Here is a 24779-nt window from a genome sequence, read left to right as displayed (position 1 = left end):
TGATTTGCATATATTTTTATGTCAGTATAGGTATAGTTTTCATTATAACGCTCAAATTAACAAAGATAAGAAGAAAAATGGTTTTTTATATAGTTAATGGGAGGGTTTATATGAAAACTCGTATATTGGCATACATATGTATATTCTTTTTATATGTCAGTGCAGGTTCTTATTCTGTTTTTGCACAGGATCACTTATATGAAGAAATTCAAAAGCATGCAAAACAATATGAGATTGCACCGCAAAATGCGATGATTGATAAGATATGGAAAGCAACACCAGGATATAATGGAAGACAAGTTGATATGGAAGCATCCTATAACAATATGAAGAAATTAAAGCAGTTTGATCAAAAACATCTTGAATTCAAGGAAGTATCACCGAGTGTCCACTTAGAAGATTTATCACCAGCACCAATTTATAGAGGTCATCCGGATAAAAAGATGGTCGGGTTAACAATAAATGTGGCATGGGGAAATGAATATTTGCCTCGTATATTAGAAATATTGAAAAAGCATGATGTGAAGGCGACTTTCTTTTTAGAAGGACGTTGGGTGAAAGAAAATTTACGATTTGCAAAAATGATTGTCGATGCAAATCAAGAAGTTGGAAATCATTCTTACACACACCCTAATATGAAAACGTTATCGTCTGATGAAATAAGAGATCAGTTACAAAAAACAAATCGAATGATCGAAGCAGCTACGAATCAAAAGGTAAGATGGTTTGCACCGCCGAGTGGAAGTTTTCGGGATGAAGTCGTGAAAATTGCAGATGATTTTCAAATGGGAACGATTATGTGGACTGTTGATACAATTGATTGGAAGCGACCTGAGCCAGGTGTACTATTGCAGAGAGTAATGAGAAAAATACATCCAGGTGCTATCGTATTAATGCATCCTACTTCGTCCACAACAGAAGCATTAGATACAATGATTACAAAATTGAAGGAACAAGGATATAAAGTAGGGAATATAACAGAATTACTGGATGAAAAACGTGTAGATTAAATACATTTGCATGACATTCATCCTTAAACTTGTTATCATTAAATAATAGCACTTATTTAGAGAAACTGGCAGTAGGAGGAAAGTTTTTGATTAAAAAATATACTTGTAAAAATGGTGTAAGAATAGTTATGGAGAATATACCAACTGTAAGATCGGTTGCGATTGGTATTTGGATCCATGCAGGATCAAGAAATGAAAATGAAAAAAATAACGGGATTTCTCACTTTTTAGAGCATATGTTCTTTAAAGGAACAGAAACACGTAGTGCACGTGAAATTGCAGAATCATTTGATAGCATTGGTGGGCAAGTGAATGCTTTTACTTCAAAAGAATACACTTGTTACTATGCAAAAGTGCTAGATGAGCATGCTAAATATGCTTTAGATGTATTAGCAGATATGTTCTTTAATTCAACATTTGATGAAGAAGAACTGAAAAAAGAGAAGAATGTCGTATGTGAAGAAATTAAAATGTACGAAGATGCTCCAGATGATATTGTGCATGATATGTTAACGAAAGCAACATATGAAACGCATCCGCTTGGATATCCTATTTTAGGAACAGAAGAAACGCTTAATACGTTTACAGGTGATACGCTACGTCAATATATTAAGGATCATTACACACCTGAAAATGTAGTTGTATCAATTGCAGGAAATATTGATGAAGCCTTTTTACAAACAGTAGAGCAATATTTCGGTAGTTATGAAGGAACGACAAACCGTGAACAAGTACATAGCCCAATTTTCCATTTTAATAAGGTAGCACGTAAAAAGGAAACAGAACAAGCTCATTTATGTTTAGGATATAAAGGCTTACAAATGGGACACGAAGATATTTATAACTTAATTGTATTAAATAACGTTTTAGGCGGTAGTATGAGTAGCCGTTTATTCCAAGAAGTACGTGAGCAACGCGGGTTAGCTTACTCAGTATTCTCTTACCATTCTTCTTATGAAGATACAGGTATGTTAACGCTGTATGGTGGAACAGGTAGCCAACAATTGGATACACTGTATGAAACAATGCAAGAAACATTAGAAACATTGAAAAATACAGGTATTACAGAAAAAGAGCTTATGAATAGTAAAGAGCAATTAAAAGGAAACTTAATGTTAAGTTTAGAAAGTACGAATAGTCGTATGAGCCGTAATGGTAAAAATGAATTGCTACTTCGTAAGCACCGTTCACTTGATGAGATTATTGAAAGTGTAAACACGGTAACAAAAGAAAATGTAGATGAGTTAATTCGTAACATGTTTACAGATGAATTTTCTGCAGCATTAATTAGTCCAGATGGAAAACTTCCAAAAGGAATAAAACTGTAATTACTATATATGATTTAAAAATAACCGTATCTCTTTTAAATGAGATACGGTTATTTTTTGTGGGTATATAGAATAGGTACTAATTATGGATAACTTAAATGAATAATTTGGGTAGGGGGAGAGAGTATGCGATTAAGTGAACTAAGTGGGAAAGAAATTGTTAATTTAGAAAGAGCAGAAAAAATGGGGGTTTTAGGTTATGTGGATTTAGAGGTTGATGAGAAGGATGGACAAATACAGGCTCTTATTATACCTGCTGGGAAATGGGGAGGTTTCAAAAAGGAACCACAAGAAATAAGAGTAGCATGGAGGCAAATTAAAAAAGTGGGGCATGATATGATTCTTTGTGATATTACAGATCGTTCAAATTCGAAGTGAAAGATGGCCATTTTGGTCATCTTTTTTTGTTCATTTTACTCAGAGCAAAATCCAACAGAATATCTTTCCTATGCCGAATTTTGAGGTAGGGCCTTCCTACATACAAATAGCGGGATACATGATAGGTGCTTTTTGTTTTTCAATCACCTAAAACTCGTACATTACATATGATGTGGAGGAAAAAGAAAAAGTAGGCACTTTTCTTATAAATGACAGAAAAAGAAGGTGAATTAGGGAATGTTGACTGAGATGCATATTGCTGTCATAGGAGGAGATGCAAGACAGCTAGAAGTAATTCGCAAGCTCGTTGAATTGGATGCGAAACTTTCATTGATAGGGTTTGATCAGTTAGACCATGGCTTCACAGGGGCAGCAAAAGAAAGTATACAAAATTTAGATTTCACTTCTTTAGATGCAATTATTTTGCCAGTTGCAGGTACAAATGCCAAGGGAGAAGTAGATACTATTTTTTCAAATGAAAAAGTTTCTATAACGAAAGAACAAATTGAAAATACACCAGAACATTTTACTATATATTCAGGTATTGGTACGCCTTACTTGGAAAATCTCGTATCTACTACAAACCGTAAACTAATTAAATTATTTGATCGTGATGATGTGGCAATCTACAATTCTATACCAACTGTAGAAGGTACATTAATGATGGTAATTCAACATACCGACTATACAATTCATGGTTCTAATGTAATGGTTTTAGGATTTGGTAGAACAGGGATGAGCGTTGCCAGAGCATTTCAATCATTAGGAGCCCATGTCAAAGTTGGAGCAAGACGATCGGAACATATTGCACGTATTACAGAAATGATGTTTTCTCCTTTTCATATGCAGAACATTGAGAAAGAAGTAGGGGATATCGATATTGTCATTAATACAATTCCGCATCTCGTTGTGACAGCGAATGTCATTTCAAAAATGCCGGCTCATACGTTAGTAATTGATTTAGCTTCTAAACCAGGCGGTACCGACTTTAGATATGCAGAAAAAAGAGGAGTCAAAGCGTTGTTAGCACCTGGATTACCAGGTATTGTTGCTCCAAAAACAGCAGGACAAATTTTAGCGAACGTTCTTTCTCAGTTATTAGCAGAAGATGTAATCGCAAGAAAGGAGAATGGGGAATGAATTTAAAAGGGAAAAGAATAGGGTTTGGTTTTACGGGTTCACATTGTACGTACGAAGAAGTAATGCCTCATTTAGAAAAGTTAATTGCTGAGGGAGCTGAAGTGCGTCCAGTTGTTTCTTACACTGTTCAATCAACAAATACGAGATTTGGCGAAGGGGCAGAATGGATTAAAAAGATTGAAGAAGTAACAGGTTTTAAAGCGATTAATTCAATCGTTGGCGCAGAACCACTTGGACCTAAAATCCCATTAGATTGTATGGTAATTGCTCCTTTAACAGGAAATTCTATGAGTAAATTTGCGAATGCAATGACAGACTCTCCAGTACTAATGGCAGCAAAAGCGACGCTAAGAAATGGCAAGCCTGTCGTATTAGCCGTTTCGACGAATGATGCTTTAGGGCTTAATGGAGTAAATCTCATGCGCCTAATGGCCACAAAAAACATCTACTTCGTCCCATTCGGTCAAGACGCACCAGAGAAAAAACCGAACTCAATGGTAGCACGCATGGAGCTGCTTGAAGATACAGTATTAGAAGCACTGCAAGGGAAGCAATTGCAACCGGTTGTCGTAGAAAAATTCAGATATATGAATTAAAAAACGAAAAAAAACGGACAATTTTTGATGAAACCATCATTCTTACTGTAGAATATGATAAAATTAACGTTATTAAGATTAGAAGGGGTATTCTATACTCCTTCTCATTCTAAGTTATAGAAGGATTGGTATCTAGAAAGGGGCATAGTGATGGAAAAGCAAAAAACTTTTCATGTCGCTGTAGTTGGAGCAACCGGCGCAGTTGGTGAACAAATGTTAAATACTTTAGAGAAACGAGAATTTCCAATCGGGAAGTTAACGTTACTTTCATCTAAACGATCTGCAGGTAAGAAACTTGTATTTAAAGGCGAAGAATTTACAGTTCAAGAGGCAACTCCTGAAAGTTTTGAAGGAGTAGATATCGCACTATTTAGTGCTGGTGGATCTGTATCAAAACAATTAGCGCCAGAAGCAGCAAAGCGCGGTGCGATTGTTGTTGATAATACAAGTGCATTCCGTATGACAGAAAACGTGCCACTTGTTGTACCTGAAGTAAATGAAAACGACTTAAAAGAACATAACGGTATTATTGCAAATCCAAACTGTTCTACAATTCAAATGGTAGTAGCTCTTGAGCCAGTTCGTCAGCAATATGGTTTAAAACGAGTAATCGTTTCCACATATCAAGCTGTATCAGGTGCTGGTGCGGCAGCGATTGAAGAACTTCATGAACAATCACAAGCAATCTTAAATGGTGAAGAAGTGAAGGCGAATGTTTTACCTGTATCAGGTGATAAGAAACATTTCCCAATTGCTTTCAACGCGATTCCACAGATTGATAAGTTCCAAGATAATGGATTTACATTTGAAGAAATGAAAATGATTAATGAAACGAAAAAAATTATGCATATGCCAGAGCTAGAAGTAGCGGCAACATGTGTACGTTTACCAGTTGTATCAGGTCACTCTGAGTCTGTTTACATTGAAGTAGAAAAAGAGGGCGTAACAGTAGAGGAATTAAAGAACTTACTTGCAAATGCGGAAGGTATCGTTCTGCAAGATAACCCAGAAGAGCAATTATATCCAATGCCAGCTACTGCAGTAGGTAAAAACGAAGTATTCGTTGGAAGAATCCGTAAAGATTTAAATAACGATAAAGGATTCCATCTTTGGGTCGTATCTGATAACTTATTAAAAGGCGCTGCATGGAATTCTGTTCAAATTGCAGAGCGCTTAGTAAAATTACAATTAGTGTAAACGGCTAAGAGAAGGTGCAAAATATGAAAATTATTGTTCAAAAATTTGGTGGCACATCTGTACGTGATGAAAATGGACGTAAGCATGCGCTTCATCATATAAAAAAATCGCTAGATGCGGGTTATAAAGTAGTGACTGTCGTATCTGCTATGGGTCGTAAAGGTGAACCATATGCAACTGATACGTTGTTAAGTCTTGTAAATCAAGAGGAATCTCACATTTCTAATCGTGAGCAAGATTTATTATTATCATGCGGAGAATTAATCTCAGCAATCGTTTTCTCTAACATGTTAAATGAGAACGGTATAAAAGCGGCGGCATTAAATGGTGCACAAGCTGGTTTTGTAACAAATGATGATTTTACAAATGCTAAGATTATTGAAATGAATTGTGATCGTATACACGAAGAGCTAGAAAATGTAGATGTAATCGTTGTGACAGGATTCCAAGGACAAACGAAAAAAGGTGATACGACAACACTTGGACGCGGAGGTAGTGATACTTCAGCTTCAGCTTTAGGTGTTGCGCTTCATGCTGAATATATCGATATCTTCACAGATGTAGAAGGTGTGATGACTGCGGATCCTCGCATTGTAAAAGATGCACGTCATCTTCAAACTGTAACGTATAACGAAATTTGTAACATGGCATACCAAGGTGCAAAAGTCGTTCATCCACGTGCAGTTGAAATTGCGATGCATGCAAAAGTACCGCTTCGTGTACGTTCTACGTACTCTGATAGTGAAGGTACGCTTATTTCAGCATCTGACGGCGCTACAAAAGGCCGTGATGTAGAAGAACGTCCTGTTACAGGTATTGCACATGTATCAAATGTGACGCAAATTAAAGTACTTGCAAAAGAAACAGCATATGATTTGCAGCAGCATGTGTTTAAAGAAATGGCGAATGAAGGAATCAGTGTCGATTTAATTAACATTTCACCTACTGGGGTAGCTTATACGGTGAGTGATAATGTATCAAATCGTGCAGTTGAACTATTACAAAACCTTGGATATGAGCCAATTGTGACAGAGCATTGTGCGAAAGTATCTATTGTAGGAGCTGGAATGGCAGGATACCCAGGGGTTACTGCGAAAATCGTTACAGCTTTAGCTGAAAAAGGTATTCAAATTCTGCAATCAGCAGATAGTCATACAACTATTTGGGTTCTTGTAAAAGAAACTGATTTAGTGGAGGCTGTAAATGCATTACATAGTGCGTTTGAGCTTTCAAAAGAAAAGCAACTGGAACAATAAGGAGTGAGACCATGATAGATTTTGGGACAATTGCAACCGCGATGGTAACACCGTTTGATATAAACGGCAATATCGATTTTGCAAAGACAACGAAATTGGTAAATTATTTAATTGATAACGGTACAACAGCAATCGTGGTAGGAGGAACGACAGGAGAATCTCCTACATTAACTTCAGAAGAAAAAGTAGCGTTATATCGCCATGTCGTATCTGTTGTCGATAAAAGGGTGCCCGTAATCGCTGGAACAGGTAGTAATAATACGCATGCTTCTATTGACTTAACAAAAAAGGCAACAGAGGTTGGTGTTGATGCAGTAATGCTAGTAGCACCGTATTATAACAAACCGAGTCAAGAAGGAATGTATCAGCACTTTAAAGCAATTGCTGAAAGCACGCCGCTTCCGGTTATGCTATATAACGTTCCAGGACGATCTATTGTACAAATCTCCGTTGATACAGTTGTTCGTTTATCAGAAATAGAAAACATTGTTGCGATTAAAGATGCAGGCGGCGATGTGTTAACAATGACAGAAATCATTGAAAAAACAGCGGACGACTTTGCAGTATACAGCGGTGATGACGGTTTAACGCTACCAGCTATGGCAGTTGGAGCGAAAGGTATCGTTTCTGTAGCATCTCATGTTATCGGAAATGAAATGCAAGAAATGATTGCAGCGTTCCAAGCAGGTGAATTTAAGAAGGCGCAAAAATTACATCAATTACTTGTAAGAGTAACGGATTCATTATTTATGGCGCCAAGTCCAACACCAGTAAAAACAGCGTTACAAATGGTTGGATTAGATGTAGGTTCTGTACGTTTACCACTTCTTCCATTAACAGAAGAAGAAAGAGTAACGTTACAATCTGTTATGCAATCTATCCCTCGTTAATAAAAAATGACCTAGTATAGAACTAGGTCATTTTTTATTTGTATGAAAGTCTTTCCCTCTCTTTTCTTATCTTGCCTATATATGTTTTTATAAGATCATTAACTGGTTTTTCATTATATATTGCAACATGTAAAAGAAAATAATCTTAACCCTTTAAAGGAATTAAAAAGTCATAGTTATTTATAGAATGAACGCTTATATAAACGTAATAAAGTACCAATTCTATTTTTGAGAGTAATTACTTCAAATATGACGTAATTCATAAAAAAACTCCATTTTATAAGTATTTTTGTTCAATTCTAGAAAAATAAGTCTTTAAAATCTATATTATGAAATAAATTTAGAGTATTTATAGCTATTTCTTTAAAACGATATGGGGTACGAAATCGGAGTAAATATAAAGGACATCAGTTCGATAAGTTTGTTGGGAATGCGTTCTTTTCCTTTTTCTTTCGCACGATTTAACTTGTGTTCTATTTCTTGTATCAGGTATAATATGGCTAAGTAGCTTAGTACGGGTATGCTTAGCAAAATTGGTAAAAATTATAATTTGATTACATTTTCATATCATATCGAATAAGATATTTGATTTATATAATGAAAGAGAGGTGAAACCTGGTTTAAAAAATAAACAAGGACATGATATCGCATAACGGTAAGGACATTCGTCTTGGACGGTGAATATATGGTGGTTGTAGAGTTTCCCCTGGTGTCTCTGCAATTTTAGTGAAATCAGTGTTTGAAAGATTTTTAAACCAGGCAACAACATGAAGAGAAAAGAGAATGAGTCTGTTAAAGTATTTGCTCTTGGTGGAGTAGGTGAAATCGGGAAAAACATGTACTGTGTTGAAATTGATTCTGAAATCTTTATTGTAGATGCAGGGTTAATGTTCCCGGGAGATGAAATGTTTGGAATTGATATCGTTATTCCTGATATTACATATTTAGTAGAAAACCAAGAGCGAGTAAAAGGTTTATTTATTACTCACGGTCATGAAGATCATATTGGTGGCATTGTTTACGTACTTCGTAAATTATCAATTCCAGTGTATGCAACGAAATTAACGGTAGGACTTATACAAGAAAAACTTGGCGAAGCGGGTATGTTAGGCCGTGTAGATTTAAAAACAATCGATTCAAATTCAACAGTAGAGTTCAATACTACAACGGTGTCATTCTTTGGAACGACACATAGTATTCCAGATTCTGTTGGTGTTTGTTTCCATACATCAAAAGGTGCGATCGTATATACGGGAGACTTTAAATTCGATCAAACTCCAATTGGAAATAGTGGAGCAGACCTTGGGAAAATGGCTCAAATCGGAAATGAAGGCGTTCTATGCTTATTATCTGATAGTACAAATGCTGAGCGTCCAGGCTATACAGGTTCTGAAAAAGAAGTTGGTGTAGAAATTTCTAAAGTGTTCTACGGCGCAGAAGGACGTATTATCGTTGCTTCATTTGCATCGAATGTACATCGTATTCAACAAGTATTTGATGCAGCTGCTGAAACAGGACGAAAAGTAGCGGTTGTAGGACGTAGTATGGTGAAAGTGGTAGATATCGCAAGACGTCTTGGTTATTTAGATGTTCCAGAAGGTATGGTTATTTCACTACAAGAAGTAGACAATTTCCCAGAGAAAAAGGTAGCTATTTTAACGACAGGTAGCCAAGGTGAACCGATGGCAGCCCTTTCTAGAATGGCAAAGCAAGCTCATAAACAAATTTCAATTCGTAAAGGTGATACGGTTATTATCGCGGCATCTCCAATTCCAGGTAATGAAATATCTGTATCAAAAATTATTGACTTGTTATTTAGAGCGGGAGCTGAAGTTGTTTATTACGGTGAAAGAAAAGTTCACGTTTCAGGTCACGGTAGCCAAGAAGAATTAAAATTAATGTTAAATTTAATGAAACCGAAATATTTTGTACCCGTACATGGTGAGTTCCGTATGCAAAAAGCACATGCATACTTAGCTGAAGATGTAGGTATTGCAAGAGAAAATATCTTTATTGTAGAAAAAGGCGATGTAATTGCTTTTGGTGACGATGAAGCAAACTTAGTTGGCAAAGTGCAAGCTGGTAATGTGTTAATTGATGGATTAGGTGTAGGTGACGTTGGTAATATCGTTCTTCGAGATAGAAAAATGTTATCTCAAGATGGAATATTAGTAGTTGTTGTAACACTGGGTAAAGATGAAAAGAAAATTATCTCTGGTCCAGAAATCATCTCACGTGGATTTGTATATGTACGTGAATCAGAAGCGTTAATTGACCGCTCTACAGAGATTGTACGTATGATTGTTGAGCAATCAATTAAAGAATATTCAATTGAATGGTCTATGTTAAAACAAAATATTCGTGAATTATTAGGGCAGTTCTTGTACGAAGAGACGAAGAGAAAACCTATGATTTTACCGATTATTATGGAAGTATAAAAAAATCACCTTTACGGGTGATTTTTTTTCTTTTTTCACTCTATCGAATGAAATTTATAACTTAAGAAATACTAATTATATACGAGTGAAAGGGGATGCGATATGACAGAACGTGATCGTTATACAAATGAAGAGAAAGAGGCTGAGCCGAAAGAAACCGGAAAAGAAGCTTCAATAGTGGAAAAAATTCAGCAGCTTGGACAAACGAATGTACCGCAAATGAATGAATCACGTATTCATTGTTTAACAATTGTTGGACAGGTGGAAGGTCATGTTCAGTTGCCACCGCAAAATAAAACAACAAAATATGAGCATATTATTCCGCAAATTGTTGCGATTGAACAAAATCCGAAAATTGAAGGCTTGCTTTTAGTGTTAAATACAGTTGGAGGTGACGTTGAAGCTGGGCTAGCAATTTCTGAGATGGTCGCTTCACTTTCAAAACCGACAGTATCTTTAGTTTTAGGCGGAGGGCATTCTATCGGTGTACCGATTGCCGTTTCTACAGACTATTCATTTATTGCAGAAACTGCGACGATGACAATTCATCCGATTCGTCTAACAGGTCTTGTTATAGGTGTGCCGCAAACATTTGAGTATTTAGATAAAATGCAAGAAAGAGTCATTCGCTTTGTGACGAAGCATTCGAAAGTAACGGAAGATCGTTTTAAAGAGCTTATGTTTGCGAAAGGGAATTTGACGCGAGATATTGGTACGAATGTAATTGGTGGAGATGCAGTGAAGTATGGTCTTATAGATGATGTCGGTGGTATCGGAAATGCGATTCGAAAATTAAACGAATTAATAGATAATCGCGCGGATGATCATGTAGAAGGGACAATGTTACAATGATTTTATATACAATTATGCCAGAGCAACTCGTGTATCCAGCCGATTATTCGCAATGTGAAAGTCAAAAAGTCGTAAATATAAATGGTGTTGAATTAATGGTTTCAGAGGAAGAACATGGGTATTATTCTATTGTACGCGTGTTAAGTACGGATCCGCTTCACTACTTAGAGTTTGAGCCGGGACAGAAAATAACCTTTTAGCAAAAAGAAGGATTTTGTTTAGAAGCTATGGTATAATATAAAAAACAAGACGGTTGAGCAGCCATGAGAGGGCTGCTTTCTTCTGTTTATTTAACATTTTACAAGAAGTGTAAAAATAGAAGATATAAAGACCTGAAAAAATAGAGAAAACAAACATATAAGCAGAGTTTTTTAGGAATTTTTACTTATATGTAGATCACGAGGTGAAGAAATGGCAAAACAAAAGCAAAGAGGGACGAAGGCAAAGGCAAGACGTACGATAAAGCCAACTTTGTATTATGAAATCGTCGGTTTAACTCTTTTTGCACTTTCAATCATTACGATTTTACAGCTAGGCGTTGTAGGAAAATCGTTTGTGTTATTTTTTCGCTTCTTCTTTGGTGAGTGGTACATAATTGGTGTGTTAGGTGTAATAGCTTTATCCGTTTCATTCGTTATAAAACGTGGATGGCCGAACCTTTTAAATAAACGGTTAATCGGTTTTTATTTAATAGTATTGGCGATATTAATGTTTAGTCATATTACATTATTTAACCTTCTTACGAAAGATGGAGCAGTGCAAAATACTTCTGTTATTGTAAGTACGAAAGATAATTTCTTTCTTGAAATGAAAAAAGGGCCAGATAGCGTTCATTTAGGTGGTGGCATGTTTGGTGCACTTATGTTCGCCACTTGTTACTTCTTATTTGACGAAGTTGGAGCTTATATTATTGGTATTATTTTAGTTATTCTCGGTATACTTTGTATAACAAATAAGCATATTGGAGAAGTGTTAGCTCCAGTTGGTAGAATTCTTAGAAGTCAATTTCAAGTGATGCAAGGGGACTATAAAGATTGGAGAGCCAAAAGAACGGCTGAACAAACAGAAAAGAAAAAAACAACAAGAAGCACAAGGAGCAAACGTGCTGCAGAACATGAAGAAATTATTGAGCCGATGGAAGAAATCTCAATTGATCCTCCGATTATTTCGAATTTCACTGAGAATTATCCTGTAAATGAAGAAGAGGATAAACGAATTGAAGTAGAGGAAGAAGAGTTAATCACTTCACCGTTTATTGAAGAGGCTCCACCAGTTGAAGAGCCGAAGAAAAAGCGTGGAGAAAAAATCGTTGAATCGCTAGAGGGGGAAACACAAGCACCTCCTATGCAATTTTCAAATGTAGAAAATAAAGATTACAAGCTTCCTGCGCTTGATATATTGAAATTTCCAAAGAATAAGCAAGTTACAAATGAAAATGCGGAAATTTATGAGAATGCTCGTAAATTAGAACGTACTTTCCAAAGTTTTGGAGTGAAAGCGAAAGTAACAAAAGTACATAGAGGTCCTGCAGTTACAAAATATGAAGTGTATCCTGATATGGGAGTAAAGGTAAGTAAAATCGTCGGTTTAAGTGATGATTTAGCACTTGCGTTAGCGGCGAAAGACATTCGTATTGAAGCGCCTATTCCCGGGAAATCAGCTGTAGGAATTGAAGTTCCGAACTCAGAAGTCTCCATGGTAACGCTTAGAGAAGTTCTTGATTCTAAAGCTAACAATCATCCGGAAGAGAAGTTGTTAATAGGTCTTGGACGAGATATTACAGGTGAAGCTGTATTAGCCCGCTTAAATAAAATGCCCCATTTGCTAGTGGCAGGTGCGACAGGTAGCGGGAAAAGTGTATGTATTAACGGTATTATTGTTAGTATTTTAATGCGTGCAAAACCACATGAAGTAAAATTAATGATGATTGATCCGAAAATGGTAGAGTTAAATGTATATAACGGTGTGCCTCATTTGTTAACACCAGTTGTAACGGATCCGAAAAAAGCATCGCAAGCATTGAAAAAAGTTGTAAGTGAAATGGAGCGTCGTTATGAGTTATTTGCTCATAGTGGCACGCGAAATATTGAAGGATATAATGATTATATAAAAGAGCATAATAATCAATCAGAAGCGAAACAACCGGAATTACCTTATATTGTCGTAATTGTGGACGAGTTAGCAGATTTAATGATGGTTGCTTCGTCGGATGTAGAGGATGCGATTATGCGTCTAGCGCAAATGGCTCGTGCTGCCGGTATTCATTTAATTATTGCAACGCAACGTCCATCAGTTGATGTCATTACGGGAGTTATTAAAGCGAATATTCCGTCACGTATTGCATTCGCTGTATCATCTCAAACAGATTCTCGTACAATTCTTGACGGCGGTGGTGCAGAGAAACTGCTAGGTCGTGGGGATATGCTATTTATACCAATTGGTGCATCGAAACCTGTACGTGTACAAGGTGCGTTTTTATCAGATGATGAAGTTGAGAGAGTTGTAGAATATGTTATTGGTCAGCAAAAAGCGCAATATCAAGAAGATATGATCCCGCAAGATGTTCCTGATACGAAGCAGGAAGTAGAAGATGAATTATATGATGAAGCAGTTCAGCTCGTAGTGGAAATGCAAACAGCCTCTGTTTCTATGTTGCAACGTAGGTTTAGAGTTGGTTATACCCGTGCTGCCCGATTAATTGATGCAATGGAAATGAATGGTGTAGTAGGTCCTTATGAAGGTAGTAAACCACGAGAAGTGCTCATTAATGATGTACAAGAAAAAAGTTCATAAAAAAAGCCTAATTGTTTTTACAATTAGGCTTTTTTATATGCTGGTTTTGTTATATACTATATTCAGCGATAAAGAAAGGGCTTACATTTAAGGTGGTTCTTTAGAATACGAATACTTTGGTATGGTTTTTTGTGAATGTTCGATATTTCATGTAGAAAAATGTTAAATTTTGTTGACACGTATGGGAGCAAGTGGTAAGATTACTTCGAAAAGAATCACTGCCTCATATAATCTTGGAGATAAGGTCCATAAGTTTCTACCTGGCAACCATGAATTGCTAGACTATGAGGGGAAAAGTGTGTAACAAAGGATGTAAGAGATCTTTGTGCCGAACTTTTTCTCGCTATGAGGAATGTTTATGGTGCAAAGTTTTTTTTATGCAGTAAAGAGTGAAAATTTTTTTTAAAAAAATTATTAATATTTATTCGACAATTATGCTTATTTTTAGTATTTAGCAATTTTTATTATGTTGTAAGTTGAAAAAAGAGAAAAGAAGTCTTACATCAGAGGTCGAATAATTGAAATGCGGGGGAGTCTTATGTCAGTAAAATCCGATAGTCGTCACCTATATTTACGGGTGATTGATCACATCAAAGAAAAGATTAAAGATGGGGCTTACAAAGAAAGACAAAAGTTGCCATCAGAGTTTGATTTAGCGAAAGAACTTGGCGTAAGTAGAGCGACTTTAAGGGAAGCGCTGCGTATTTTAGAAGAAGAAAATGTTGTCATTCGTAGACATGGTGTAGGAACATTTGTAAATGCAAAACCGCTATTTTCTTCTGGGATTGAACAACTTTCTAGTATTACAGATATGATTTCTAGTGTGGGGAAAACACCAGGAACTATCTTTTTATCATCATCTACAACAAGTTTAACAGAAGAAGAAAAAGAGAAGTTTAATAGTGAAGATGGTTTTAATGCAGTGATGATTGAGCGTGTGCGTACAGCAGATGGGGAACCTGTTGTATATTGTATCGATAAACTTGCAAAAGAAATCTTGCCAGATTTATCGGGATACAACGAAGAATCATTGCTTACAGTGATACATAACAATACGCACAAACGTATCACATACGCAGTTGCTCATATTGAGCCAATTGGCTATCATCCGAAAATCTCACCGATTTTGGAATGTGAACCGGAAACGGCACTGCTAGTATTAAAACAAATGCACTATGATCAAAATGATGAGCCAATCTTATATTCTATCAATTACTTTAGAGCTGATAAGTTTAGCTTCCACGTATTAAGAAAACGTATGTAGGTAGGTTCCTTTTTAGGGAGGTGACAGCAAGAAGTTAGGGACAGCAGCGTATAAAAAATAGACAAATCATTTCAGGAGGGGTTTCTAGTATGAAGAAAAAAACAGGTCTTTTATTATCATTAACATTAGCAGCAAGTGCGGTGTTAGGTGCATGTGGTAACTCGGATAAAGCGAGTAGCGACAAAAAAGAGTTTAAAGTTGGTATGGTTACGGATGTTGGGGGCGTTGATGACAAATCATTTAACCAATCAGCTTGGGAAGGTTTAACGAAATTCGGTAAAGACAATAATTTAAAGAAAAATGAAGGATATCGTTATCTTCAATCAAGTAAAGATGCTGATTATATCCCGAACTTAACGAAGTTTGCGAAAGATCATTATAACACAACATTTGGTATTGGTTACTTAATGGAAAAATCAATTGCAAAGGTAGCTGAACAATATCCAAAAGAGCAATTTGCGATTGTAGATACAGTTGTAGAGAAGCCAAACGTAACAAGTATTACATTTAAAGACCATGAAGGTTCATTCCTAGTTGGTGCTGTAGCAGCGATGACGACAAAATCAAATAAAGTTGGGTTTGTTGGTGGTGTAAAAAGCCCATTAATTACAAAATTTGAATCAGGCTTTAAAGCTGGTGCAAAAGCAGTAAATCCAAATATCGAAATCGTATCACAATATGCTGATGCATTTGATAAACCAGAAAAAGGCTCTGTATTAGCTTCAGCAATGTACGGTGGTGGAGTTGACGTAATTTATCATGCTTCAGGTGCAACTGGTAACGGTGTATTCACAGAAGCGAAAAACCGTAAGAAAAAAGGTGAAAACGTTTGGGTAATCGGTGTTGACCGTGACCAAAATCAAGAAGGTATGCCTGAAAACGTAACTTTAACATCAATGGTAAAACGTGTTGATATTGCAGTAGCAAAAGTAGCGCAAGAAGCGAAAGACGGTAAATTAAAAGGCGGTAAAGTAGAAGAATTCGGATTAAAAGATGACGGTGTTGGTATTGCGAAAACTACTGACAATGTGAAAAAAGTAAATCCAGAAATCTTAACAAAAGTAGAAGAGCTTGAGAAGAAAATCACTGACGGTGAAATTAAAGTCCCTGCAACTGATGAAGAATATAAAACATATGAAGCTTCTCTAAAGAAATAATAATAGAGAAATAGCAAAGGTTAGTTCGTAGAACTAACCTTTGCATATATAAAAATACTTTTAATAGAGTGTAATTAGGGAGTGTTCCCTGCTAAAAGGAGGAACAAAATGGAATACGTAATTGAGATGAACAATATTACAAAAGTATTCCCAGGCATTGTAGCGAATGACGATATTACGCTGCAAGTAAAACAGGGAGAAATACATGCTTTACTTGGAGAAAATGGTGCAGGGAAATCCACATTGATGAATGTACTATTTGGTTTGTACCAACCAGAACAAGGTGAAATTAAAATTAAAGGAAAACCTGTAAAAATTACAAATCCGAATATAGCAAATGACCTTGGTATTGGGATGGTCCATCAGCATTTTATGCTTGTTCATAATTTTACAGTTACAGAGAATATTATTCTTGGAAATGAGCCGAAGAAAAACGGGAAAATTGCTGTTGAAGAAGCGGCAAAAGAAATTAAGCAATTATCTGAACAGTATGGTTTGGCTGTTGATCCACATGCGAAAATTGAAGATATTTCTGTTGGGATGCAGCAAAGGGTTGAAATATTAAAGACTCTTTATCGTGGTGCTGAGATTTTAATATTTGATGAGCCAACCGCGGTGTTAACTCCTCAAGAAATTCATGAGTTGATTCAAATTATGAAAAAGCTTGTGCAAGAGGGGAAATCTATTATCCTTATTACACATAAGTTGAAAGAAATTATGGAAGTTTGCGATCGTTGTACAATTATTCGTAAAGGTAAGGGGATTGGTACTGTTGATGTAGCGGAAACGGATGAGCATAAACTTGCAGAGTTAATGGTCGGACGTCAAGTGAATTTTAAAACAGAAAAAATAGAAGCTAAACCAATGGAAGAAGTACTATCTATTGCAAACCTAATTGTTCATGATACGCGCAAGTTACCTGCTGTAAAAGGCCTTGACTTAACTGTTCGTGCAGGAGAAATCGTTGGGATTGCAGGGATTGATGGAAATGGTCAAAGTGAATTAATAGAGGCGATTACTGGTTTACGAAAAGTTGAGTCAGGTTCTATTGCAATTAAAGGAAAAGAAATAACGAATTGGCCTGTTCGAAGAATAACAGAAGAGGGGATTGGTCATATTCCTGAAGACCGTCATAAACACGGACTTGTTCTCGATTTTTCTGTTCGGGACAATATTGTTTTACAAACATACTATAAAAATCCATTTTCAAAGAAAGGGATTTTAAATTTTAGTAAAATTACAGAAAAAGCGAAAGCACTTATTGAACAGTTTGATGTACGTACACCTAGTGAACAAACGTTAGCTCGCGCTCTATCTGGTGGAAACCAACAAAAGGCAATTATTGCACGTGAGGTAGATCGTAATCCAGATTTACTAATTGCAGCACAGCCGACACGTGGTTTAGATGTAGGTGCGATTGAATTTATTCATAAAAAATTAATTGAGCAGAGAGATAATGGTAAGGGAGTATTGCTTTTATCTTTAGAACTGGATGAAATTTTAAATGTAAGCGATCGAGTGGCTGTTATATATGAAGGGAAAATTGTAGCAATTGTGGATGCGAAAGAAACAAATGAACAACAGCTTGGATTATTAATGGCCGGCGGGACAGGGAAAGAGAAGGTGAACACAAATGGCTAAAAAATTTTTAACAGAACGAACAATTAATATTTTAGTACCTGTGTTATCCGTAGTTTTCGGTTTACTTGTTGGTGCCATTGTAATGTTAGTTAGTGGATATGATCCAATTGTTGGATATGCCGCGCTTTGGGAAGGGATGGTTGGCAATCCACAAGCTATCGGTGAGACGTTGCGTACGATGATTCCGCTTGTATTAGCTGGTCTTTCAGTAGCATTTGCATTTCGTACAGGTCTTTTCAATATTGGGGTGGAAGGACAGTTATTAGTTGGGTGGCTCGCTGCTGTTTGGTTTGGATATGCAGTGTCGTTACCAGCAATTTTGCATATTCCGTTATCTATTTTAGTGGCGGCAATTGTCGGCGGTTTATGGGGCTTTATACCTGGATATTTAAAAGGGAAACTTAAAGTAAATGAAGTAATTGTTACAATTATGATGAACTACATTGCACTTTATGTTACGTATGATCTTATTAAACGTTTTATCCACGAAGGTAATGAAAAATCTTATGACGTACAAGCAAGTGCTTCGTTAGCTTCTGATTGGTTATCTTCATTGACAGATGGATCTCGTTTACACTGGGGAATTGTTGTGGCTATTATCATTGCGATTGTAATGTGGTTCTTATTAGATAGAACAACGTTAGGGTATGAATTAAAATCGGTTGGTTTTAACCAAAATGCCTCTCAATACGCAGGAATGAAAGTATCGCGTAATGTTGTATTATCAATGACAATTGCTGGTGCTTTTGCAGGAATTGGTGGAGCTATGGAAGGATTAGGGACATTCCAAAGTATGACAGCAATGTCTTCGTTTACTGGTATTGGATTTGATGGGATTGCGGTAGCACTTTTAGGCGGAAATAATCCATTTGGTATACTATTAGCAGCTTTACTGTTTGGTGGTTTGAAAAGTGCAGCACCACAAATGAATTTCGAAGCAGATGTACCTTCGGAGTTAATTAACGTTATTATTGCATGTATTATTTTCTTTGTAGCGTGCAGTTATGTTTTACGCTGGGCACTTACACGCATGAGCAAGGAGGGGAAATAAATGAGCTTTTTAGATATTTTAGCCATTCTTGTGACGGGTACGTTATATACGGCAGCGCCACTTATTTTTACGGCGTTAGGTGGAGTGTTCAGTGAACGTTCTGGAGTTGTAAATATAGCGTTAGAAGGTTTAATGTTATTTGGTGCATTTATTGGTATTGTTACAACGTTATTAATGGGTGATACGTGGGGATCGATGACTCCTTGGATTGCATTATTATTTGCAGCAATTGGTAGTGGATTGTTTGCACTTCTTCACGCAGTAGCATCCATTACATTCCGTGCAGATCAAGTAGTGAGCGGAGTAGCAATTAACTTCTTAGCACTTGGTTTAACAGTATTTGCGATTAAGAAAATCTTTGGCAAAGGACAAACTGATTTCATTCAATACCGCATTGAAAAAATCGATGTTCCGGGTCTTTCGGATATTCCGGTAATCGGAAAAATCTTTTTCTCTAATGTACCGTTAACATCATATATTGCTATTATTTTAGCGTTTGTCGTTTGGTATATCATTTATAAAACGCCGTTCGGTCTTCGTCTTCGTGCGGTTGGTGAGCATCCAATGGCAGCGGATACGATGGGGATTAACGTATATAAAATGCGTTATATTGCAGTTGCTATATCTGGAATGTTTGCAGGAGTTGGTGGAGCGGTCTTCGCTATGTCGATTTCTGGTAACTTCTCAGGTGCTACAATTACTGGACAAGGTTTCTTGGCGTTAGCAGCAATGATTTTCGGTAAATGGAATCCACTCGGTGCTCTTGGAGCGGCTCTGTTCTTCGGATTTGCTCAATCATTAGGAATAACAGGCGGTACAATTCCAGTACTAAAAGAAATTCCAAGTGTATTCTTAACGATATTGCCGTATGTATTCACAATATTAGCACTTGTTGGTTTTGTAGGTCGTTCTGAAGCTCCGAAAGCATTAGGAACTCCTTATGAAAAAGGAAAACGATAAGTATAAAAAAAGCTCGCACATTAGTGCGGGCTTTTTTACATAGACTATATTTAATACGGAATTTTACTATGTTCCTTACATATTACCGTTTTTAGAAAGGGCCTAATGTAAGTATAGTGAGGAAGAAAAGTTGATTTTTCATTTCTAAAAACTGTATATTGAAGAGGAATATTCCTATATACGTAAAGGAGGGCTATAAATGAAACTGATGGAACAACAGTTACATGAGTTAGGTGGTTTACGAGTACATATTATTCCAACTGATAAATATAAAACAAATACATTTGTATTTCGTTTTAAAGCACCTTTAAATGAGGAGACGGTGACAGAGCGTGCCCTATTGCCATACGTATTGCAAAGTGCGACAGAAAAGCTTCCTTCTGTAATTCGTCTTCGTCAATATTTAGAAGAATTATACGGATCTTCTTTGGCAGTAGATGTAAGTAAAAAAGGAGAAGATCATATCATCTCTATTTATGTAGACATTGCAAATGAAGTATATTTACATGATGCACCACCGTTATTTGAAAAAGCACTTTCTATGTTATCGGATATCATTTTACATCCAGCAACAGAGGGGAATGGTTTTCTGCCTTCTATTGTAGAAAGTGAAAAGAGAGCGCTCTTGCAACGAATTGAAGCGACTTATGATGATAAAATGCGTTATGCAAACGAGCGTTTAATTGAAGAAATGTGCAAAGTAGAACCGTATCGTTTAAGCGCAAATGGGAAAAAAGAGAGTGTTTCTTCTATTACAAATGAAAGTTTGTATCAATATTATCAAAAAGTGTTAGCTGAAGATGAAATGGATCTATACATTATTGGTGATATTTCAGAAAACGCAGTTGATCTTGTAAGTAAGTATTTTTCTATTTCAGCGCGTCCTGTGAGGGAAAGGAATGTACTTCTTCATAAGAGAAATAATGAAGAAAAAGAAGTTGTGGAAAAACAAGAATTAAAACAAAGTAAACTGCACATTGGTTATCGTACATTTATTACGTATAAAGACGAAGATTATTTTGCACTGCAATTGTTCAATGGATTGTTTGGAGGATTTTCTCATTCAAAGTTATTCGTTAATGTTCGTGAAAAAAATAGTTTAGCGTACTATGCAGCATCCCGCTTTGAAAGTCATAAAGGCTTATTATTTGTCATGTCAGGGATCGAAGCGAAAAATTATGAAAAAGCTGTTGAGATTATTAAAGAGCAAATGCTTGCAATGCAAAATGGTGATTTTTCTGAAGAAGAGATGCATCAAACGAAAAGTGTTATTCGAAATCAAATATTAGAAGCAATTGATACACCGCGTGGATTTGTGGAAATGCTGTATCATGGTATTATTTCAGATCGTACGCGTCCGGTTGAAGAATGGCTTACAGGTATTGAAAGTGTGACGAAAGAAGAGATTGTGAAAGTTGCTAAAAATATTGAATTAGATACAATTTACTTTTTACACGGAACGGAGGGAGAATAAATGGAGAAAATTGTTTATGAGCAATTAAAAGAGACACTCTATTATGAAAAACTTCCTAATGGATTAGATGTATATATTTTACCGAAGCAAGGATTTAATAAAACATTTGCAACGTTTACGACAAAATATGGTTCTGTGGATAATACATTCGTACCACTAGGTAAAGAAGAAATGATTCGTGTGCCGGATGGGATTGCTCATTTTCTTGAGCATAAACTATTTGAAAAAGAAGATCACGATGCCTTCCAATTGTTTAGTAAACAAGGGGCATCGGCAAATGCTTTCACATCATTCACAAGAACAGCTTACCTTTTTTCATGTACATCAAATGTAGAACAAAATTTAAATACATTGTTAAATTTCGTACAAGAGCCTTACTTCTCTGAAAAAACAGTTGAAAAAGAGAAGGGTATTATTGGGCAAGAAATTCAAATGTATCAAGATAATCCAGATTGGCGCTTATACTTTGGATTAATTGATAGCTTGTTTGTAAAGCACCCGATTAAAATTGATATTGCAGGTACAATCGAGTCTATTAGTAAAATTACGAAAGACCTACTATATGAATGTTATGAAACATTTTATCATCCAAGTAATATGTTGATGTTTGTTGTAGGTGCAATTGATCCAGAGAAAACGATGGATTTGATACGTGAAAATCAAGCAAAAAAAGATTACAAAAACCAACCAGAAATAGTACGTTCATTTGAAGAAGAACCAGATGCGGTAAATGAAAAGAAGAAAATTATTTCAATGCCTGTACAAACTCCGAAATGTTTAGTTGGTATTAAAGCGACAAACTTAAAAGAAAAAGGGGAAGCCCTTTTAAAACAAGAAATTGCGCTTACGTTACTTTTAGATTATTTATTTGGGAAAAGCTCCGTTCATTACGAATCTTTATATAATGAAGGGCTCATTGATGATTCGTTCTCGTATGATTATACGGAAGAGAATAACTTCGGTTTTGCAATGGTTGGCGGCGATACGAAGCAACCTGATGAGCTGGAAGAGCGTTTGAAAGGTATTTTATTAAATACAAATTATGATCAATTAGATGAGGCGGCATTAGAACGAGTAAAGAAAAAGAAAATAGGTGGCTTTTTACGTTCCTTGAATTCACCGGAATATATTGCAAATCAATTTACACGATATGCGTTTAATGAGTCGAGTCTGTTTGATGCATTGACTGTATTAGAAAGTTTAACTGTTCAAGATTTACAAGAAGTAGCCAAATTACTATTATCAGAAGAAAAAATGAGTGTTTGCCAGGTTTTACCGAAAAAATAAAAGATTTTATAATAATACCTTCATCTTATCATTGATAAATTGTAAGATGAGGGTATTATTTATTTGTAGAAAAAAGATTTTGTTGAGATAAGAGAGGAATTGTATGAAAAAGTATGCATTAGTAACTGGAGGGAGCGGAGGGATTGGCTCTGCTATTTCGAAACAATTAATTCAAGATGGATATACAGTATATGTTCATTATAATAACAGTGAAGAGAAAGTGAATGAGTTGCAGAAAGAATGGGGTGAAGTAATTCCTGTTCAAGCAAATTTAGCTTCTACTGATGGAGCAGAGCAATTGTGGAAACAAATTGAACATCCTCTTGATGTTATCGTATATGCAGCTGGGAAGAGTATTTTTGGACTCGTAACAGATGTAACGAACGATGAATTGAATGATATGGTAGAACTTCAAGTGAAGAGTATCTATAAATTATTATCGATGGCATTGCCATCTATGATTCAACGGAGAAGCGGTAATATTGTACTTGTTTCGTCTATATGGGGACAAATTGGCGCGTCATGTGAAGTTCTTTACTCGATGGTAAAAGGTGCGCAAAATTCATATGTGAAAGCTTTAGCAAAAGAGGTTTCATTAAGTGGAATAAGAGTGAACGCGGTGGCGCCAGGTGCAATTGAAACGGAAATGTTAAACGTATTTTCAGAAGAGGATAAGAATGAAATTGCGGAAGAGATTCCGTTAGGACGATTAGGATTACCGGAAGAAGTAGCAAAAACTGTGTCATTTCTCGTATCACCAGGTGCATCTTATATAACTGGACAAATTATTGGAGTAAATGGCGGGTGGCATTGCTAAAAATTTCTTACATAAAAAATGAAAAACTGTACAAATTAAGCATGATTCTATTACTAAGTAGTGAGGTGCTTACACATGTCAGTTTTAGATAATTTTGATCAATGGAAGAGCTTTTTAGGAGAACGTTTAGAACAAGCGCAAGGAAAAGGTCTTGATGGTGGTGCTGTATCAGATATGGCATTTCGTGTTGGTGATTATTTAGCAAATGAAGTAGAAGCACGCAACGATCAAGAGAAATTATTAGCTGAACTTTGGAAAGTTGCTGACGAACAAGAGCAACATACAATCGCAAACTTAATGGTAAAGTTTGTACAACATAAGTAAAAAATAGAGAGGGGATTCTCCTCTCTATTTTTTTTGTATAATAATTGAAAGGGATAGATTATACATTTAGCTTCCCTATTAAGGTGAAATCATATAATATAGTACGTAGGTGTAAAGTAAGCAAGGGGAGTGATCTTGGATGATTGAATGGTATTTTGAATATGAAATACATAAAAACCGACCTGGCTTGCTTGGTGACGTTTCTTCGTTAATCGGTATGCTCGGCATTAATATTGTCACAATTAATGGTGTAGATAATGCAAGGCGTGGATTACTCCTTATGTGTGATAATCAAGAGCAAATCTCTAGACTAGAATCAATTTTAAATACGATGGATAACATAACGGTAACGAAATATCGTCCGCCAAAGCTAAGAGATAAGCTAGCGGTTAGACATGGTAGGTACATACAACGAGATGCAGATGATAAGAAGACATTTCGGTTTGTGCGTGATGAATTAGGGTTACTTGTAGACTTTATGGCTGAAATAATGAAAAAAGAAGGCCATAAGCTAATTGGTATACGAGGAATGCCTCGTGTTGGAAAAACAGAATCCATTGTTGCCGCAAGTGTTTGTGCAAATAAAAGATGGTTATTTGTATCGTCTACTCTTATTAAGCAAACTGTTCGTAGTCAATTGATTGAAGATGAGTATAGCGACGACAATATTTTCATCTTAGATGGAATCGTGTCAACAAAGCGTGCTAACGAAAGGCATTGGCAGCTTGTTCGTGAAATTATGAGATTGCCTGCAACGAAAGTTGTGGAACATCCTGACGTATTTGTGAGTCAGTCAGAATACACATTGGATGATTTTGATTATATTATCGAGTTGCGTAACGATTATGATGAAGAAATTCAATATAATTTAGTAGATGAAATTGAGCAAGGTACGCAAAATAATTTCTCTATGTTTGACTTTTAAA

General features: G+C 36.0%; 22 protein-coding genes and 1 riboswitch. All 22 genes read left to right on the top strand.

Annotation, left to right across the window (positions count from 1 at the left end):
- The first annotated feature begins 110 nt into the window (after positions 1–110).
- A complete protein-coding gene (locus ACTT1L_RS05535; RefSeq protein WP_000857421.1) occupies positions 111–1010 on the top strand; it encodes a polysaccharide deacetylase family protein in 900 nt (299 codons plus the stop codon).
- An 86-nt stretch (positions 1011–1096) separates the two neighbouring features.
- Positions 1097–2338: a M16 family metallopeptidase gene (locus ACTT1L_RS05530; protein WP_000592994.1), complete on the top strand. Its 1242-nt coding sequence runs from the start codon at positions 1097–1099 to the stop codon at positions 2336–2338.
- A 126-nt stretch (positions 2339–2464) separates the two neighbouring features.
- On the top strand, positions 2465–2716 hold the full coding sequence (locus ACTT1L_RS05525) for a YlmC/YmxH family sporulation protein (protein ID WP_001239753.1): 252 nt from the start codon (positions 2465–2467) through the stop codon (positions 2714–2716).
- A 237-nt stretch (positions 2717–2953) separates the two neighbouring features.
- Entirely contained in the window at positions 2954–3856 is a 903-nt protein-coding gene (gene dpaA / locus ACTT1L_RS05520; RefSeq protein WP_000954725.1) for a dipicolinic acid synthetase subunit A, read from the top strand.
- Positions 3853–4452: a dipicolinate synthase subunit B gene (dpaB, locus tag ACTT1L_RS05515; protein WP_001049480.1), complete on the top strand. Its 600-nt coding sequence runs from the start codon at positions 3853–3855 to the stop codon at positions 4450–4452. The genes dpaA and dpaB overlap by 4 nt, the downstream gene beginning before the upstream one ends.
- 150 nt (positions 4453–4602) lie before the next feature.
- Positions 4603–5649, top strand: a complete 1047-nt coding sequence (gene asd, locus ACTT1L_RS05510) for an aspartate-semialdehyde dehydrogenase (protein ID WP_000414848.1) — start codon at positions 4603–4605, stop codon at positions 5647–5649.
- Between the two features lie 23 nt (positions 5650–5672).
- Positions 5673–6905 (top strand): aspartate kinase, encoded by a 1233-nt coding sequence (dapG, locus tag ACTT1L_RS05505; protein WP_000692473.1) that lies wholly within the window; start codon positions 5673–5675, stop codon positions 6903–6905.
- Positions 6906–6916: 11 nt separating this feature from the next.
- A complete protein-coding gene (gene dapA / locus ACTT1L_RS05500) occupies positions 6917–7795 on the top strand; it encodes a 4-hydroxy-tetrahydrodipicolinate synthase (protein ID WP_000564761.1) in 879 nt (292 codons plus the stop codon).
- Between the two features lie 767 nt (positions 7796–8562).
- Positions 8563–10233 carry a ribonuclease J gene (locus tag ACTT1L_RS05495; RefSeq protein ID WP_000823084.1) on the top strand — a complete coding sequence of 557 codons (1671 nt, stop codon included), beginning with the start codon at positions 8563–8565 and terminating at the stop codon, positions 10231–10233.
- A 102-nt stretch (positions 10234–10335) separates the two neighbouring features.
- Positions 10336–11085 carry a translocation-enhancing protein TepA gene (gene tepA, locus ACTT1L_RS05490; RefSeq protein ID WP_048557655.1) on the top strand — a complete coding sequence of 250 codons (750 nt, stop codon included), beginning with the start codon at positions 10336–10338 and terminating at the stop codon, positions 11083–11085.
- Positions 11082–11285 carry a YlzJ-like family protein gene (locus tag ACTT1L_RS05485; protein ID WP_000605027.1) on the top strand — a complete coding sequence of 68 codons (204 nt, stop codon included), beginning with the start codon at positions 11082–11084 and terminating at the stop codon, positions 11283–11285. Before tepA ends, ACTT1L_RS05485 begins: the two co-directional genes overlap by 4 nt.
- Before the next feature lie 211 nt (positions 11286–11496).
- The gene (locus ACTT1L_RS05480; protein ID WP_001118775.1) at positions 11497–13878 is read left to right on the top strand and encodes a DNA translocase FtsK; all 2382 of its coding nucleotides are present in this window, start codon (positions 11497–11499) and stop codon (positions 13876–13878) included.
- 203 nt (positions 13879–14081) lie between these two features.
- A riboswitch (purine riboswitch) is annotated at positions 14082–14183 on the top strand.
- Between the two features lie 233 nt (positions 14184–14416).
- Positions 14417–15142, top strand: coding sequence for a GntR family transcriptional regulator (locus ACTT1L_RS05475; protein WP_000114176.1), 726 nt, complete (start codon positions 14417–14419; stop codon positions 15140–15142).
- An 89-nt stretch (positions 15143–15231) separates the two neighbouring features.
- The gene (locus ACTT1L_RS05470; protein WP_000730594.1) at positions 15232–16299 is read left to right on the top strand and encodes a BMP family lipoprotein; all 1068 of its coding nucleotides are present in this window, start codon (positions 15232–15234) and stop codon (positions 16297–16299) included.
- Positions 16300–16407: 108 nt separating this feature from the next.
- Entirely contained in the window at positions 16408–17940 is a 1533-nt protein-coding gene (locus tag ACTT1L_RS05465) for an ABC transporter ATP-binding protein (RefSeq protein WP_074544053.1), read from the top strand.
- Positions 17933–18991: an ABC transporter permease gene (locus tag ACTT1L_RS05460; protein WP_001074499.1), complete on the top strand. Its 1059-nt coding sequence runs from the start codon at positions 17933–17935 to the stop codon at positions 18989–18991. The genes ACTT1L_RS05465 and ACTT1L_RS05460 overlap by 8 nt, the downstream gene beginning before the upstream one ends.
- A complete protein-coding gene (locus tag ACTT1L_RS05455) occupies positions 18992–19951 on the top strand; it encodes an ABC transporter permease (protein WP_000008842.1) in 960 nt (319 codons plus the stop codon).
- A 199-nt stretch (positions 19952–20150) separates the two neighbouring features.
- On the top strand, positions 20151–21425 hold the full coding sequence (yfmF, locus tag ACTT1L_RS05450) for an EF-P 5-aminopentanol modification-associated protein YfmF (protein WP_076874977.1): 1275 nt from the start codon (positions 20151–20153) through the stop codon (positions 21423–21425).
- Complete coding sequence (gene yfmH / locus ACTT1L_RS05445; RefSeq protein ID WP_000411945.1) at positions 21426–22712, top strand: EF-P 5-aminopentanol modification-associated protein YfmH; 1287 nt, start codon at positions 21426–21428, stop codon at positions 22710–22712. It abuts the gene before it with no gap.
- A gap of 103 nt (positions 22713–22815) precedes the next feature.
- Positions 22816–23529, top strand: a complete 714-nt coding sequence (gene ymfI, locus ACTT1L_RS05440) for an elongation factor P 5-aminopentanone reductase (RefSeq protein ID WP_000759622.1) — start codon at positions 22816–22818, stop codon at positions 23527–23529.
- 75 nt (positions 23530–23604) lie between these two features.
- Positions 23605–23853, top strand: a complete 249-nt coding sequence (locus ACTT1L_RS05435; protein ID WP_000114454.1) for a DUF3243 domain-containing protein — start codon at positions 23605–23607, stop codon at positions 23851–23853.
- Between the two features lie 139 nt (positions 23854–23992).
- Positions 23993–24778, top strand: coding sequence for a DUF3388 domain-containing protein (locus tag ACTT1L_RS05430; RefSeq protein ID WP_000574107.1), 786 nt, complete (start codon positions 23993–23995; stop codon positions 24776–24778).
- Position 24779 lies beyond the last annotated feature (1 nt).

It is taken from the genome of Bacillus sp. FH, from assembly GCF_052216825.1.
Lineage (GTDB): Bacteria > Bacillota > Bacilli > Bacillales > Bacillaceae_G > Bacillus_A > Bacillus_A paranthracis.
The sequence above is the reverse complement of the archived record's forward strand: the minus strand, read 5'-3'. Positions and strand labels throughout refer to the sequence as shown.